This is a genomic window from Methylobacterium brachythecii, from assembly GCF_014196345.1.
Taxonomy (GTDB): domain Bacteria; phylum Pseudomonadota; class Alphaproteobacteria; order Rhizobiales; family Beijerinckiaceae; genus Methylobacterium; species Methylobacterium brachythecii.
In genome coordinates, this window is sequence record NZ_JACIDN010000007.1 from 111,151 (window position 1) to 125,112 (window position 13,962).

Sequence of the window (13,962 nt, forward strand, 5' to 3'; positions counted from 1 at the left end):
CAGAATTCCATTCGCTAGGGGAGTGAGCGGCAGCCGTTCTGCCGCCGCGGCAGGCTTCGCGCAAGCAAACGGGCCCACGAAGGGCCCGTTCTGTCACGCAGATCGATAGATGAGACGCCGTCTCACGAAGTCCTGTGAAGCTCGGGCTGCAGGCCGTGCACCTCGCCACCGAGCGGCTTCCAGACGCGCTTCTTCACGTAGTAGAGCAGGCCCGACAGGATGATCAGGAACAGGATCACGCGGAAGCCGAGGGCCTTGCGGGCCATCATGTGCGGCTCGGCCGCCCAGGCCATGAAGGCCGCGACGTCCTTGGCATACTGGTCCACCGTCTCCGGCACGACCGGCTCGCCCTTGGCGTTCTTCGCGTAGGTCACGGCGCCATCGCTCAGGGGCGGCGGCATCGCGATGACCTGACCCTGCGGATAGTACTTGTTGTAGAAGGTCCCGTCCGGGACTTCCGTACCCTTCGGCGCATCCTCGTAGCCGGTCATCAGCGCGTGGATGTAGTCCACGCCCTGCTCCGAGTAGCCCGTCAGCGGCAGCGCATCGAACACGAAGGCCGGGAAGCCGCGCTCGTAGGTGCGGGCCTTAGCAAGCACCGAGAAGTCCGGCGGCGCCTTGCCGCCATGGGCCGCGGCGGCGGCCTTCTCGTTCGGGTGCAGGAGCGGGAAGGCGTCGGCCGGGCGGCCGGGCCGCTCGATGCTTTCGCCCTTATCGTTCTCGTCCTTGATCTGGTAGGTCTCGGCCAGCGCCTTGACCTGCGCATCGCTGAAGCCGGGCCCGCCCTCCTCCGAGAGATTGCGGAACTTGACGAGCTTCATCGAGTGACAGTTCGAGCAGACTTCCTTGTAGACCTGGAAGCCGCGCTGGAGCTGCGCCTCGTCGAACTTGCCGAACACGCCGGCGAAGCTCCAGCTCTGGCGCGGCGGGTTGTGGCCGTGCTCCTCGGCAACAGCCGGGGCGAGACCGAGGGTGGCGGCGAACAGACCTGCCGCGAGAAGGCTCGGGTAACGCATCATCTCGTGTCCCCGCCGCTCAGTGACTCTTGACCGCATCGGGCTTGGCCCAGTCCGGGATGTTCTTGTTGGCGTTCTCGACGGGCGCGCCCGGCGTCGGGCCTTCGCTCGACCCGTAGCGCGGGCCGGTGACCGTCTCGAGGATCGAACCCGGCAGCGGCTTCGGCGTCTCGAACAGGCCGACGAGTGGCATCACCAGCAGGAAGTGAGCGAAGTAGTAGATTGTGCAGATGCGGCTCACGAGGACGTAGCCGCCCTCCGGAGGCTTTGCGCCGAGCCAGCCGAGCAGGATGGCGTTGAAGACGAAGACCCAGAAGAAGACCTTGTAGACCGGGCGGTAGTTCGTCGACCGGACGCGCGAGGTGTCGAGCCAGGGCGCGAAGGCCAGGATCGCCACGGCGCCGAACATCATGATCACGCCGCCGAGCTTGTCCGGCACTGCACGCAGGATCGCGTAGAACGGCAGGAAGTACCATTCCGGCACGATGTGCGCGGGCGTCACCGAGGCGTTGGCCGGCACGTAGTTGTCGGCATGGCCGAGATAGTTCGGCTGATAGAAGATGAACCAGGCGAAGATGATCATGAACGCCACGGTGGCGAACACGTCCTTGATCGTCGCGTAAGGCGTGAACGGAACCGCGTCCTTGCTCGACTTGATCGGGATGCCGGCCGGGTTGTTCTGGCCGACGACGTGCAGCGCCCAGACGTGCAGCACGACGACGCCGGCGATCATCCACGGCAGCAGGTAGTGCAGCGAGAAGAAGCGGTTGATGGTCGGGTTGCCGACGGAATAGCCGCCCCAGAGCAGGCTCTGGATCGAGTCGCCGACGATCGGGATCGCCGCCAGGATGTTGGTGATGACGGTGGCGCCCCAGAAGCTCATCTGGCCCCACGGAAGGGTGTAGCCGAGGAAGGCGGTGGCCATCATCAGCAGGTAGATGATGACGCCGAGCAGGTAGAGCACCTCGCGCGGGGCTTTGTATGACCCGTAATAGAGCGCGCGGAAGATGTGCACGTAGACCGCCAGGAAGAACATCGAGGCGCCGTTGGCGTGCGCGTAGCGCAGCAGCCAGCCGTAGTTCACGTCGCGCATGATGTGCTCGACGCTCTCGAAGGCGTTGCCGGCGCTCGGGTCGTAGTGCATCGCCAGCCAGACGCCGGTGATGATCTGGATGCCGAGGAAGGCCGACAGGATCGCGCCGAAGGTCCAGAAGTAGTTCAGGTTCCGCGGCACCGGGTAGGCGATGAACGAGCCGTGGACCAGGCCGACGAGCGGCAGGCGCGACTCGAACCACTTCGCGATGCGGCTCTTGGGAACGTAGGTCGATGTGGCGTGCGCGCTCATGAGGTGACCCGCTCGGCTCCGCTTATCGTTGGTTCAGGCTGCGGCCTTGCCGCCCTCTTCGCCGATCCGGACCTTGGTGTCCGAGGCGAAGGTGTAGGGCGGGATCGGCAGGTTGATCGGCGCGGGTCCGCGGCGGACGCGACCGACTGCGTCGAACTGCGAGCCGTGGCAGGGGCAGGCCCAGCCCTCGAAGTTGCCGGAATGACCGATCGGCACGCAGCCGAGATGGGTGCAGTTGCCGTAGACCACGAGCCAGTTGTCGTGGCCCGGCTTCACGCGCGAGTCGAAGGTCGCCTTGTCGGAGAGGTCGGTCTGGGGAATCGCCTTCATGTCCTTGACCTCCTTCTCCGTGAGCTTCCGGATGAAGATCAGCTTGCCGCGCCAGAACACGTTGACGATCTGGCCGTCGGTGATCGGCGAGAGGTCGACATCGAGCGGCGCACCGGCCGCCACGGTCGCCGCATCGGGCTTCATCGAGGAGACGAAGGGCCAGGCCGTGAGCCCGGCGCCGACGGCGAGACCGGCTCCGGTGGCGAGGAACAGAAAGTCGCGGCGGCTGCCGTGTTGATCCTGTGCGCCAGCGGTGGGGGCCGGGATGTTCGCCAAGACTCGAGCTCCGAACGGAGAAGGCGCAACCGTCTCGGCGAGATCCTCCTCCGGCCTCTTGCCGGGGCGGCGCCTAGCGAAACCCTGCGCATGATGATCAGCGCGACGCGATGGCAACCGCCATCCCGTCATGGCCGGTGGACGTTTGGCCATGGCCGCACCGCACACCTGTCGCGGCGCTCTGTGACATGACAGATGCGAACGTGTCTAGACTGGCAAAGCGCCGCTTCCCGCAGTTTGGTGGGAGTGTCGCCTCGCTGCGCGCTCACGCCTCCGCGAGAACGACGCTGCGCAGCGGCGGCAGGTTCGCGCGCAGCTCCCGGCTGACCGCCGACGAAGCAGCGACCGTGCCGAGATTGGCGTAGGTCTCGTGGTTCTTCTCGATAGCCGAGAGGTCGTAGAGGTAGTTCACCATCAGGCCGTAGGATTGCCCGACGCCCTTGCGCGAGACGTCGCCGAGAAAGTTCATGCGCTCCAGCCTCGCGCCGTTGCCGAGGTGGAACCGCGCCACCGGATCGAGCGGCCTCCCCTTGGGGTTCTTGGCGCGCAGGAAATAGGCGGCCGCCGCCGGCAGCATCGCCCGGCGCACCGCCTCGCACTTGGCCTTGTCGGATTGCCAATCCTCCGCGTCGAGCATTCGCAGCGTCTCGACATCGTCCCGGGTCAGACCCTGCGGCGCGTCAGAGCCGCGCTCGCGGTCGAGCCATGAGCGGAATCCGGGCACCGGCGAGAGCGTCACGAAGGTCTTCAGGGTCGGGATCTCGCGGGCGAGGTCCTCGACCACCTGCTTGATCAGGAAGTTGCCGAACGTGACCCCGGCGAGCCCGGCCTGGCAATTCGAGATCGAGTAGAAGATCGCGCTGGTGGCCGCACGAGCCGGCAGCGGCTCGCGCTCGTCGGCAAGGATCGGCTGGATCGAGGACGCAATCTCCGAGGTCAGCGCTACCTCGACGAAGATCAGGGGCTCGTCGAGCAGGGCCGGATGGAAGAAGGCGAAGCAGCGGCGGTCCTTCGGCTCGATCCGCCGGCGCAGGTCGTCCCAGTCACGGATCTCGTGGACGGCCTCGTAGCGGATGATCTTTTCCAGGATGTCGGCCGGCGAACTCCAGTCGATGTGGCGCAACACCAGGAAGCCTCGGTTGAACCACGAGGCGAACAGGTGCTGGAAATCGGCGTCGAGGCTGCCGGCGGCATCGATCAGATCGGGATCGGCCCCCTCCTTCTTGAGCCGCTTGCGCAACTCGAACAGATCCTCGCGCATGCGTACTAGCGCCAGGGTACCGCCGCGTGCGAGGTTCAGTCGCCGGATGAGTTCCTGGGAGCGCGGCTCGGCGGATTCGTGCAGGAGGCCGAGCTGCGCGCGGGTCGGGTTGGCGCGGTAGGCCGCGATCGCCTCGTCGACGGCCTCGTGGTCCGCATCGAACTCGGCAGCGACCAGCCTGAGAAAGGCGAGGCGCTCCTCGCGCGGCAGAGCCGCATAGCGCTCGAGGATCAGCCGCGCCAAGGCGACGCCCGAGGCCTCGCCGCGCCGGGAGATCAAGTCCTCGCAGAGCTTCAGCAGATCGTTGGCGGTCGCGGTCCGGGTGAGATCGCCCCGGCCAAAGCTGATCAGTTCGCGCCCGCGATCCCCGATCGATTGCAGGAGATCGCCTAGAAATGAGATCGTCGCCATGAAACGCCCGACTCTCCGGCACTGACCGCCACGACACCGAGCAGGGCGCCGGCGAGAGCGCGCTGCCCAGCTTGAGACCTAGCGCCGAGCAAGGCCCGAGGCCAGCACCCCGGTCGCCTGGGGATCGTCAGCCCTGCCCCCCAGCCCCCGAGGCGGCGATGTCGGCCGTATCCGCGCGCTCACGCCAATCGAGCAATCCATGCTGACGCGCGAAGCGGATCTCCGCGGCGCGTAACGCCCGGCCCGGATCGCGCGCCCTGGCGATCTCGACGGAACCGACCGTGAAGGGAACTCCCAAGATCTCCTTGGCGAAGTGTATGCGGTAATTGGCCACGCACGACTCCATTCCTCGAAACAGACCGTTTGCTGCGGTGATGGCGACTTCGCATTCTGGACATGAACGATGCCAGTATGGGTAGTCTCCTCTTCCCACAGACCCCACGATATGGGGATGAAAGCCTGATTCGACAGTGCTTTTGCGGAGATGTCCCTCCCCATAGGAGGGGGCGATGCTCCCGCCGGAGCTAGATCGAAAGGCGACGGCGTCTTGCGGAGGCTCTTCCGCACGACTAGCCGGGACGCATGCCCAAGCTCGTCTTCGCCGGCTATGCCGGATCGCAGCCCCGGCCACCCAAGGCTGCACGCTCGTGACGGGCTCAAATGATGCGGCCTCGCACGGCTTCACGGCGAAGACCCGACTCGGCCTCACCCTGATCGCCGGCGGTGCGGTCGCGAACATCTACTACAACCAGCCGCTGCTCGGGCTGATGGTGGCCGAGTTCGGTGATCGTGCCGCCCTGGTCGTGCCCACCGCGAGCCTCGTCGGATACGGCCTCGGCATCCTCGGCCTCGTCCCGCTCGGCGATGCGCTGTCGCGACGGAGCCTGATCGTCGGCCAGTTGCTCGGTCTCTGCATCGCGCTCCTCGCGGCGGCCGCGAGCCCGAACCTCGCCGTGCTCGGCCTCGCCAGCCTCGCGATCGGCGTGCTCGCCTCCGCAGCCCAGCAGGCGGTGCCCTTCGCCGCCGAGCTCGCTCCCGACGCCACGCGCGGACGCATGGTCGGCCAAGTGATGACCGGGCTGCTCACCGGCATCCTGCTGGCCAGAACCGCGAGCGGGTTCGTCGGCGCGCAGTTCGGCTGGCGCGCCATGTTCCTCGCGGCGGCGGCCCTCGCCGTCGTCATGGCCGGGATCGCGGCGGCCACCCTGCCCAGAGGCAAGGCCGTGAAGCGGATCCGCTATCGCGCCTTGATGCTGTCGCTGCTGCATCTCCTGCGTTCGCAGCCGATCCTGCGGAATGCCGGCCTCTCGCAGGGGCTGCTCTTCGCAAGCTTCAACGCGTTCTGGGCGACGCTGGCCCTGCTCGTCGAAGCACCGCCCTTTGGGCTGTCTCCGGCCGGTGCAGGATTGTTCGGGATCATCGGCGTGGCGGGCGCGTTCGCCGCGCCGCTGTCGGGCCGCTACAGCGACCAGCGTGGAGCGCGCCCGGTGGTGATTGCCGGCAGCATCTGCATGCTCGCGGCCTTCGTCGTCCTCGCGGCCGGCGGGACCTGGTCGCTCACCGCCATCGTCGCCGGCGTGCTGCTGATCGATCTCGGCATCAATACCGCGCTCATCGCCAACCAGACGCGGGCCTATGCGCTGGTTCCCGGCGCCAGGGGGCGCATCAACACGGTGCTGTTCACCTCTGTTTTCATCGGCGGGGCGTTCGGGGCGCTCGCCGGATCGCGCGCCTTCCTGATGGCCGGGTGGCTTGGCGTCTGCGCCGTCGGCGGCACCTGTGCGCTCGGCGCGCTTGCCGTCTCGTGGCTCGGTGGCCGCGTCAAACCGGCTTGAGCACACGCGAGAGCCGGCACCAGGCGCCCTTGTCTGGCGGCAGCCCGAAGCGGAGCTGATTCGGCCTCTCCGGGAACCGGCGCACGTAGAGGCCGGCCTCGCCGAGGCGCCGAAACAGGGTCGGCCCGTCGGCGAAGACCGCGGTTCGGAACAGCGACGTGCCGCCGACGATCCGGCCCCCGCCCCGCTCGATCATCCGGTCGAGCCGCGCCGCATCCTGCGCCCGCGCCAGAGCAGCCTCTTGGCGCCATGCCCGATCGGGAAAAGCCGCGAGCCCAGCCGCGATCGCCGGCCCCGACACCGCCCAGGGACCGAGCGCGGCCTCGATCCGCCTCGCGAGCCCAGGCTCGGCCAGAGCGAAGCCGAGGCGCAGGCCAGCCAGGCCGTAACTCTTGCCAAAGGAGCGCAGCCGCACCACCGCCGGGCCGAGATCGCCCGGCTCGTCAAAGCCCGGCTCGAAATCGGCGAAGGCCTCGTCGACGACGAGCAGGCCGCCGCGGGCGCCAAGATCCCGCGCCACCTCCGCGAGCCTTCCGGCATCGTGGACGCGTCCGTCGGGATTATTCGGGTTGACGACGACGACGGCCTCGAAGCGGCCGGCGGCCGGCAGGTCGGGCACCATCTCGATCGCGTGTCCGCCCCTGGCCCAAGCCGCGGCATGCTCGGCATAGGTCGGCCCGACCACGGCGACGTTGGACCGCGCCCGCAGGCGCGGCAGGGTCTCGATCAGGATCTGCGAACCGGGAGCGGCGGCGACGCCCTCCGACCCCGGCGCGCCGTAGGCCTCGGCCGCCAGGCGCTTCAGGGCGAGCAGGTCGACGGCGGACGGCAGGCGCTGAAGCGCGCTGGCCTCGAAGGGCGGTAGCGGATAGGGGACCGGATTGATCCCGGTGGACAGGTCGATCCAGGGTTCCGGCGCATCCGGAAACGCCCTCCGGGCCGCGTCGAGATCGCCACCGTGAAACACCGGGGGCGGATGTCCCTCATCCGTCTCGTTTGCGGGAATCGCAGACACGTCTATGCCTTGGACCAGCCTCACGCACCCGCCCGACGCCCTCGCGATCCTGTGCCTCGCGCTGGCGATCGAGGCGGCGGCCGGCTATCCGGACCGGCTCTACAGGGCGCTCGGCCACCCTGTCACCTGGATCGGCCGGCTGATCGCGGCCCTCGACCGCGCCCTCAACCGCGGCAGCGAGGCTCGGCGGCGGGTCGCCGGGATCATCGCCCTGATCGTCCTCCTGGCGGTTTGCGCCATCTTCGCGACCATGTTCACCGTGCTCGCCGCGCTGGCGGGTCGGGCGGGCTCGATCCTGTCGCTCGCCATCATCGCCGCGAGCCTGCCGGCCCAGCGCAGCCTCCACGATCATGTGGCCCGCGTCGCCCGCGACCTGCGATCCGGCGGCTTGGCCGCTGGCCGGACGGCGGTCTCGATGATCGTGGGCCGCAATCCGGAGACCTTGGATGAGGCCGCGATCTGCCGGGCGGCCATCGAGAGCCTGTCCGAGAATTTTTCGGACGGCGTCGTCGCACCCGCCTTCTGGCTCGGAGCCGGCGGTCTAACGGGCGGTGTGCTCTACAAGGCGATCAACACGGCCGACAGCATGATCGGCCACCGCACACCGCGCCACGAAGCCTTCGGCTGGGCGGCTGCGCGCCTCGACGACCTCGTCAACCTGCCCGCCTCGCGGCTGACGGCCCTCCTGCTGATCGCGGCGGCGGCGCTGCATCGCGATGGCTCGGCAGCCGGCGCATGGCACGCCGTGCGTCGCGACGCCGGCCACCATCGCTCACCCAATGCCGGCTGGCCCGAGGCCGCCATGGCCGGAGCGCTCGGACTCCGGCTCGCCGGACCGCGGGTCTATGGCCACACGCGGGTCGAGGATGCCTGGATGGGCGATGGACGGGCCGAGGCCGGCCCGGAGGACATCGAGAGGGCGCTCAGGCTCTACCGGACCGCCTGCCTGCTGCTGTTCGGGCTCGCCTGCCTCGGCCTCGCCGTCACGCGGCTTTGAAGCTCTCCGCCAGCGTCAGCAGCGCATTGCAGTCGAGATGCGCTTCGAGGTGGTCCGCGAAAGCATCGAGCACCGTCTCGATCCCGGCCTCATAGGAAGCGTCGCCGGGCGGCGCGCCGAGCCGTGTCAGCCAGGCCGCGCGCTGGGCATCATCCGCGAAGAGCCCGTGGACATAGGTGCCGCAGACGAGGCCGTCGGCGGAGACCGCTCCGTCCGGCTGGCCGTCGACGAAGCGCAGCAGCGGACGCGCCGCGTCCGGGCCGGTCGTGTCGCCGACATGCATCTCGTACCCCACGAAGCTCACGTCGTCGGCGACGCTCACGCCGCTCACCGCGACGAGACGCTTGGCCGCCGTCATCACCGTCTCGACATCGAGCAAGCCGAGGCCCTCGACCGCACGCGGATCGCCCTCGATCCCGTCTGGGTCGGCGATGCTCCGGCCCAGCATCTGGAAGCCGCCGCAGAGGCCGAGCACCTGGCCGCCCCGGCGGACATGCGCCCGGATGTCGATGTCCCAGCCCTGCGCCCGGACGAACAGGAAATCGTCGATCGTAGTCTTCGAGCCGGGCAGCAGGATGAGGTCGGCGTTGCCCGGAAAGGCTTCGCCGGGCCGCACCCAGACCAGCTCGATCCCCGGCTCCTGCCGGAGCGGGTCGAGATCGTCGAAATTCGCGATATGCGGCAGCATCGGCACCGCAATGACGGCGCCCTGTCCCGTCCGCGCGACCAGCGGCGCCAGCGCCATCGCATCTTCGGCCGGGAGCCGCGCCGCCGCGTGGAAATGGGGGACGAGCCCGAACGGCGTCCAGCCGGTGGCCTCTGCGATCATCGCCATGCCGTCGGCGAACAGCGTCGGATCGCCGCGAAACCGGTTGACGACGAAGCCGCCGATCATCGCCGCGTCCTCCGGATCGATCACCGCCTTCGTGCCCACAAGGCTGGCGATGACGCCGCCGCGATCGATGTCGCCGACGAGCACCACCGGCGTCCCCGTGGCACGGGCGAAGCCCATATTGGCGATGTCGCCCTTGCGCAGGTTGATCTCGGCCGGCGAGCCCGCGCCCTCGACCAGTACGATGTCGGCCTCGCCCTTGAGATGCTCGAAGCTCTCGATCACGGAGGCGAGGAGCCGCGGCTTCCAGGACTGGTACTCCCGCGCCTTCGCAGTGCCGACCATGCGCCCCTGCACGATGACCTGCGCGCCGACATCGCTCTGCGGCTTCAGCAGCACCGGGTTCATGTGCACCGAAGGCGCGACCCGCGCCGCCCGCGCCTGCAGCGCCTGGGCCCGGCCGATCTCGCCGCCATCGGCCGTGACGGCGGCGTTGTTCGACATGTTCTGCGGCTTGAAGGGCCGCACCCGCAGGCCCCGCCGCGTGAAGACGCGCGCCAACCCGGCTACGATCAGCGACTTGCCGACGTCGGACCCGGTGCCCTGGATCATGAGGGAGCGGGTCATGGGCGACGGACACCACCGGGGCCAACAAACTCCGCCGTCATCCCGGGGCCGCGGAGCGGAACCCGTGATCCATGACTGGTCGCGACGACACGAGCGAGCGTCTGCATCACGAGTGGATTCCAGGTTCCGCTGCGCGGCACCGGAATGACAGCTTGCCGGCTGGAGCCGTCAAAACTCGATCCCCTCCTGTGCCTTCACCCCGGCCGAGAAATGATGCTTCACGTTGCCCATTTCGGTGACGAGGTCCGCCGCCTCGATCAGCACCGGCTTCGCGTTGCGACCAGTCACGACGACGTGGAGATCGGGCCGGCGCGCCTGCAACGCCGCGACGACCGCATCGACGTTCAGATAATCGTAGCGCAACGCGATGTTGAGCTCGTCGAGGATGACGAGCCGGATGCTCTCGTCGGCGAGCAGACGCTCCGCCTCCGCCCAAGCCGCCTGTGCCGCCGCGATGTCGCGGGCCTTGTCCTGGGTTTCCCAAGTGAAGCCCTCGCCGAGCGTATGCCAATCGATCTGGTCGCCGAAGGCCTTGAGGGCGTGCTTCTCGCCAGTATCCCAGGCGCCTTTGATGAATTGCACCACGCCGACCCGCCAGCCGCGGCCGAGCGCGCGCAGCATCAGACCCCAGGCCGCCGTCGATTTGCCCTTTCCGGGACCCGTGTGAACGATGAGGAGGCCCTTCTCGATGGTCTTTTGCGCGACCTCGGCATCCTGCACGGCCTTGCGCTTGGCCATTTTTTCGCGGTGGCGGTCGTCGTCACTCATGACGGATTTCCCGGATTTTCAGACGATGGCTTCACGATCATCGGCAACCCGGCGACCATGAAGACGACGCGATCGGCCTGGGCGGCCAGCCGCTGGTGAAGGCGCCCCGCCTCGTCGCGAAAACGGCGGCCGAGCGCATTGTCGGGCACGATGCCGAGACCGACCTCGTTGCCGACGAGTACCAGCGGGCCGCGCGCAGCGGTGCAGGCCTCGATCAGCGCGGCCGATGCAGCGGACAGATCTGCCTCGGCCAGCATCACGTTGGTCAGCCATAGCGTCAGGCAATCGACGAGAACGGGCTCGCGCGCCTCCGTGATCGCTCGCGGCAGATCCATCGGCACGTCTCGCGCGATCCAGTCGCCAGAGCGGCGCGAGCGATGCAGGGTAATCCGCTCGCGCATCTCGTCGTCCCAGGCCTGCGCGGTGGCGAGATAGGTCCAGGGCGCGGGACAGGCTTCGATCAGCCGCTCGGCATAGCTGCTCTTGCCCGAGCGGGCGCCTCCGAGGACCAACGTCATGCGAGCGGGCTGCATGCGCCGATCCTGTGCCAGAACCCGTCGCCATGGCGCAATGCCACTTTGCAACCCTCCCGTGAGCAGGCTAGAAGCGATCTCGACGGTGCCCTGGCAACGGGGTGAAAAGGGAATGCGGTGAGAGATCCGAGAGGATGTCGATCCCGCTGCTGCCCCCGCAACTGTAAGCGGCGAGTTTCTGCCATTGGCCACCGGAGCCATCCGGGAAGGCGGCAGGCGCATCGACCCGCGAGCCAGGAGACCTGCCGTCCCCCGTGTTCTCGATGCCGCCGGCGGGGCGGCCGGAGTGAATTGTGATGTCGACCAGCGCTACCCTCCAGACCACCACGACCGCCGGCTCCAGCGAGCGCACCCGTGCGATCGTCGTGGCGGCCCTGCTCGGCCTTGGTCTGGTATTCATGACGGGCTTCGCCCCGGCCATGGCCCTGCACAACGCCGCGCACGACTTCCGGCACACGCAGAATTTCCCCTGCCACTAACGGCGCTAGGGCCGGCTGCGAAAAAGTGGATACGGTTTTTCGCGGGACGCCTGCCCTTACTCTCTGATTCGCCGGGCACAGCATCATGATCATTCGATTGGTGTCGGCGGCTCTCGTCGCCGGCTTCCTCGCGGCCGTCGTCGCGACGGGCCTGCAATTCGCGCTGACTTCACCGCTGATCCTGAAAGCAGAGGTCTACGAGGAGCAGGACGCCAAGCACACGGCTCTCGAAGCCTTGCCATTCGCCGGGCTGATCGTTCACGCCCATGGCGGCGAGAATCACGAGCATGGCGCAGCGGCGGAGTGGCAACCGGCCCCCGGCTTCGAGCGCATGGCCTATACCGGCCTCGCGACACTGGTCGGCGGTGTCGGCTATGCGCTGCTGCTCGGCGCGGTGATGCTCGCCCTGCGGCGAGAGCCGACACCCGAAGCGGGACTCGCAGTCGGTATCGCCGGCTTCCTCACCGTGGCGCTCGCGCCGGCCATGGGACTGCCCCCGGAACTGCCGGGCATGGGCTCGGCCGCGCTGGGCGTGCGTCAGGCCTGGTGGGTGATGACGGCGCTCGCCACCGGCATCGGCATCTACCTCATCGCCGTGCGACGCGTCGCGCTGAGCATCGCCGGCGGTCTCGTGCTGATCGTCGCACCGCAGCTCGTCGGCGCGCCCATCGTCATCGAGGAATCGCGGCTGCCAGCCGCGCTGGCAGCCCAGTTCGCCGCGCGCTCGCTCGGGATCAGCCTGGTGTTCTGGGCGGTGATCGGGCTCGCCTACGGCTGGGCTTGGCACCTGTTTGGCGAGCGCGCCGAAGCGAGGCGCTCCCATGCATGACGAGACTGTCCTCTACGTCTGCATGACCTGCCGGGCCGAAGGCGATAGCTCAGAGATCCGCGCCGGCGCTCGTTTGCTCGCAGCGTTGAAGGAACAGGCCGCCGGAACGCAGGCGCTGCGCATTGAGGGGGTCGAATGCCTCTCGGTCTGCAAGCGACCCTGCACCGTCGCCGTCGCCTCGCCGGGCCGCTGGACCTACGTCTACGGCGATCTCGATGCCGAGGCCTCCGCCGCGACGATCCTCGCCGGCATTGGCCTCTATGCCGGCACGACGGACGGTATCGTGCCCTGGCGCGAGCGCCCGGAAGCGTTTCGCAAGGGCGTCGTCGCCCGCATCCCGCCCTTCACGACATCCACGGACACACCATGAGCATCGTCGAGAAGATTCCCTGCACCATTGTCACGGGCTTCCTCGGCGCGGGAAAGACCACGCTGGTGCGCCACGTCATGGAGCGCACCGCTGGCAAGCGGCTCGCGATCATCGTCAACGAGTTCGGTGACCTCGGCTTCGACGGCTCCTTCCTCGCCTCCTGCGGCGTCGAGGGCTGCAACGAGGATTCGGTGGTCGAGCTGCCGAACGGCTGCATCTGCTGCACCGTCGCTGACGACTTCGTGCCGGCGCTGAACACGCTGCTCGACCGGGCCGATCCGCCCGATCACATCCTGATTGAGACCTCCGGCCTCGCCCTTCCGAAGCCTCTCGTCCAGGCCTTCCAATGGCCCGCCATCCGCTCGCGTGTCACCGTCGATGGGGTGATCGCGGTGGTCGACGCGCCGGCCGTGGCGAGCGGCTTCTTCGCCGACGATCCGAACGCGCTCGCCAACCAGCGCGCCGCCGACCAGGCCGTCGACCACGACAATCCGCTGGAAGAGGTGTTCGAGGACCAGATTCTCTGCGCCGACCTCGTTGTGCTCAACAAGGCCGACCTCATCGACGGCAACGCCCGCGACAAGGTCCGCGCCCAGATCGAGGAGCACTTGCCCCGCGCCGTCGAGATCGTCGAGACCGAGCACGGCCGCATCGATCCGCGCGTGCTGCTCGGTATCCAGGCTGCCGCGGAGGACGACCTCGACGCCCGCCCCTCGCACCATGGCGAGGGCGAGGATCACGATCACGACGATTTCGACTCGGTCGCCATACCGGTCGGCACGTCAACGACGGCCGAAGACCTCGCCGCCCGCGTCGCCAAAGCCGCCGAGATCCCCGGCGTGCTTCGCATCAAGGGCTTTGCCGAAGTGACCGGCAAGCCGATGCGCCTCGTCGTCCAGGGCGTCGGCCGCCGCATCGCCCATCACTACGACCGCCCGTGGAAGTCGGACGAGCACCGCGACGGCCGCCTGGTCGTGATCGGCCTCAAGGACTTCGACCAGGGAGCCGTCGCCGCCGCCCTGGCGGGATGATATAGAG

The 13,962-nt window shown here is 68.4% G+C and carries 15 protein-coding genes and 1 riboswitch; of the genes, 6 read left to right on the forward strand and 9 right to left on the reverse strand.

Annotated features, from left to right (window positions below; translation table 11 throughout):
• Positions 1–122: 122 nt before the first annotated feature.
• The 5 genes from GGR33_RS18700 to GGR33_RS18720 form a co-directional block, all read right to left on the reverse strand.
• Positions 123–1,016 (reverse strand): cytochrome c1, encoded by an 894-nt coding sequence (locus GGR33_RS18700; RefSeq protein WP_183508364.1) that lies wholly within the window; start codon positions 1,014–1,016, stop codon positions 123–125.
• A 19-nt stretch (positions 1,017–1,035) separates the two neighbouring features.
• On the reverse strand, positions 1,036–2,361 hold the full coding sequence (locus GGR33_RS18705; protein WP_246413263.1) for a cytochrome b: 1,326 nt from the start codon (positions 2,359–2,361) through the stop codon (positions 1,036–1,038).
• Between the two features lie 33 nt (positions 2,362–2,394).
• Positions 2,395–2,967 carry a ubiquinol-cytochrome c reductase iron-sulfur subunit gene (petA, locus tag GGR33_RS18710; RefSeq protein WP_246413265.1) on the reverse strand — a complete coding sequence of 191 codons (573 nt, stop codon included), beginning with the start codon at positions 2,965–2,967 and terminating at the stop codon, positions 2,395–2,397.
• Positions 2,968–3,232: 265 nt separating this feature from the next.
• Positions 3,233–4,639 (reverse strand): malonyl-CoA decarboxylase, encoded by a 1,407-nt coding sequence (locus GGR33_RS18715; protein WP_183508011.1) that lies wholly within the window; start codon positions 4,637–4,639, stop codon positions 3,233–3,235.
• Between the two features lie 127 nt (positions 4,640–4,766).
• Positions 4,767–4,973: a hypothetical protein gene (locus GGR33_RS18720; RefSeq protein WP_183508013.1), complete on the reverse strand. Its 207-nt coding sequence runs from the start codon at positions 4,971–4,973 to the stop codon at positions 4,767–4,769.
• A 313-nt stretch (positions 4,974–5,286) separates the two neighbouring features.
• On the opposite strand from GGR33_RS18720, the gene GGR33_RS18725 reads away from it, so the two are divergent.
• Positions 5,287–6,474 (forward strand): MFS transporter, encoded by a 1,188-nt coding sequence (locus tag GGR33_RS18725; RefSeq protein WP_183508015.1) that lies wholly within the window; start codon positions 5,287–5,289, stop codon positions 6,472–6,474.
• On the opposite strand, the gene cobD is transcribed toward GGR33_RS18725, so the two are convergent.
• The gene (gene cobD, locus GGR33_RS18730) at positions 6,461–7,489 is read right to left on the reverse strand and encodes a threonine-phosphate decarboxylase CobD (RefSeq protein ID WP_425488800.1); all 1,029 of its coding nucleotides are present in this window, start codon (positions 7,487–7,489) and stop codon (positions 6,461–6,463) included. The two genes, GGR33_RS18725 and cobD, sit on opposite strands and share 14 nt — an antisense overlap.
• Positions 7,490–7,493: 4 nt before the next feature.
• Between cobD and cbiB the strand changes: the two genes are divergently transcribed.
• The gene (gene cbiB, locus GGR33_RS18735) at positions 7,494–8,486 is read left to right on the forward strand and encodes an adenosylcobinamide-phosphate synthase CbiB (protein ID WP_183508017.1); all 993 of its coding nucleotides are present in this window, start codon (positions 7,494–7,496) and stop codon (positions 8,484–8,486) included.
• Here the strand turns inward: cbiB and GGR33_RS18740 are convergent.
• The 3 genes from GGR33_RS18740 to cobU all read right to left on the reverse strand — a co-directional run bounded on the left by GGR33_RS18740 (position 8,473) and on the right by cobU (position 11,231).
• Positions 8,473–9,945, reverse strand: coding sequence for a cobyric acid synthase (locus GGR33_RS18740; RefSeq protein WP_183508019.1), 1,473 nt, complete (start codon positions 9,943–9,945; stop codon positions 8,473–8,475). The genes cbiB and GGR33_RS18740 overlap by 14 nt on opposite strands.
• Positions 9,946–10,113: 168 nt before the next feature.
• Positions 10,114–10,713 (reverse strand): cob(I)yrinic acid a,c-diamide adenosyltransferase, encoded by a 600-nt coding sequence (gene cobO / locus GGR33_RS18745; protein WP_183508021.1) that lies wholly within the window; start codon positions 10,711–10,713, stop codon positions 10,114–10,116.
• A complete protein-coding gene (cobU, locus tag GGR33_RS18750; protein ID WP_183508370.1) occupies positions 10,710–11,231 on the reverse strand; it encodes a bifunctional adenosylcobinamide kinase/adenosylcobinamide-phosphate guanylyltransferase in 522 nt (173 codons plus the stop codon). Before cobU ends, cobO begins: the two co-directional genes overlap by 4 nt.
• Positions 11,232–11,312: 81 nt before the next feature.
• Positions 11,313–11,510: riboswitch (cobalamin riboswitch) on the forward strand.
• A 32-nt stretch (positions 11,511–11,542) separates the two neighbouring features.
• Between cobU and GGR33_RS18755 the strand changes: the two genes are divergently transcribed.
• From GGR33_RS18755 to cobW, 4 genes are all read left to right on the forward strand, one after another.
• Positions 11,543–11,725: a CbtB domain-containing protein gene (locus tag GGR33_RS18755; RefSeq protein ID WP_183508023.1), complete on the forward strand. Its 183-nt coding sequence runs from the start codon at positions 11,543–11,545 to the stop codon at positions 11,723–11,725.
• Positions 11,726–11,810: 85 nt separating this feature from the next.
• Positions 11,811–12,554 (forward strand): CbtA family protein, encoded by a 744-nt coding sequence (locus GGR33_RS18760; RefSeq protein WP_183508025.1) that lies wholly within the window; start codon positions 11,811–11,813, stop codon positions 12,552–12,554.
• Positions 12,547–12,924: a DUF1636 family protein gene (locus GGR33_RS18765; RefSeq protein WP_183508027.1), complete on the forward strand. Its 378-nt coding sequence runs from the start codon at positions 12,547–12,549 to the stop codon at positions 12,922–12,924. Before GGR33_RS18760 ends, GGR33_RS18765 begins: the two co-directional genes overlap by 8 nt.
• A complete protein-coding gene (cobW, locus tag GGR33_RS18770; protein ID WP_183508029.1) occupies positions 12,921–13,955 on the forward strand; it encodes a cobalamin biosynthesis protein CobW in 1,035 nt (344 codons plus the stop codon). Before GGR33_RS18765 ends, cobW begins: the two co-directional genes overlap by 4 nt.
• Positions 13,956–13,962 lie beyond the last annotated feature (7 nt).

Excerpts from the sequence above, each read along its gene's own strand:
- GGR33_RS18740 (WP_183508019.1), bottom strand. The coding sequence starts at position 9,945 with ATGACCCGCTCCCTCATGATCCAGGGCACCGGGTCCGACGTCGGCAAG.
- cobU (WP_183508370.1), bottom strand. The coding sequence starts at position 11,231 with ATGACGTTGGTCCTCGGAGGCGCCCGCTCGGGCAAGAGCAGCTATGCC.
- GGR33_RS18765 (WP_183508027.1), top strand. The coding sequence starts at position 12,547 with ATGCATGACGAGACTGTCCTCTACGTCTGCATGACCTGCCGGGCCGAA.
- GGR33_RS18715 (WP_183508011.1), bottom strand. The coding sequence starts at position 4,639 with ATGGCGACGATCTCATTTCTAGGCGATCTCCTGCAATCGATCGGGGAT.
- cobO (WP_183508021.1), bottom strand. The coding sequence starts at position 10,713 with ATGAGTGACGACGACCGCCACCGCGAAAAAATGGCCAAGCGCAAGGCC.
- GGR33_RS18760 (WP_183508025.1), top strand. The coding sequence starts at position 11,811 with ATGATCATTCGATTGGTGTCGGCGGCTCTCGTCGCCGGCTTCCTCGCG.
- GGR33_RS18700 (WP_183508364.1), bottom strand. The coding sequence starts at position 1,016 with ATGCGTTACCCGAGCCTTCTCGCGGCAGGTCTGTTCGCCGCCACCCTC.
- cbiB (WP_183508017.1), top strand. The coding sequence starts at position 7,494 with ATGCCTTGGACCAGCCTCACGCACCCGCCCGACGCCCTCGCGATCCTG.
- GGR33_RS18755 (WP_183508023.1), top strand. The coding sequence starts at position 11,543 with ATGTCGACCAGCGCTACCCTCCAGACCACCACGACCGCCGGCTCCAGC.
- cobW (WP_183508029.1), top strand. The coding sequence starts at position 12,921 with ATGAGCATCGTCGAGAAGATTCCCTGCACCATTGTCACGGGCTTCCTC.
- GGR33_RS18705 (WP_246413263.1), bottom strand. The coding sequence starts at position 2,361 with ATGAGCGCGCACGCCACATCGACCTACGTTCCCAAGAGCCGCATCGCG.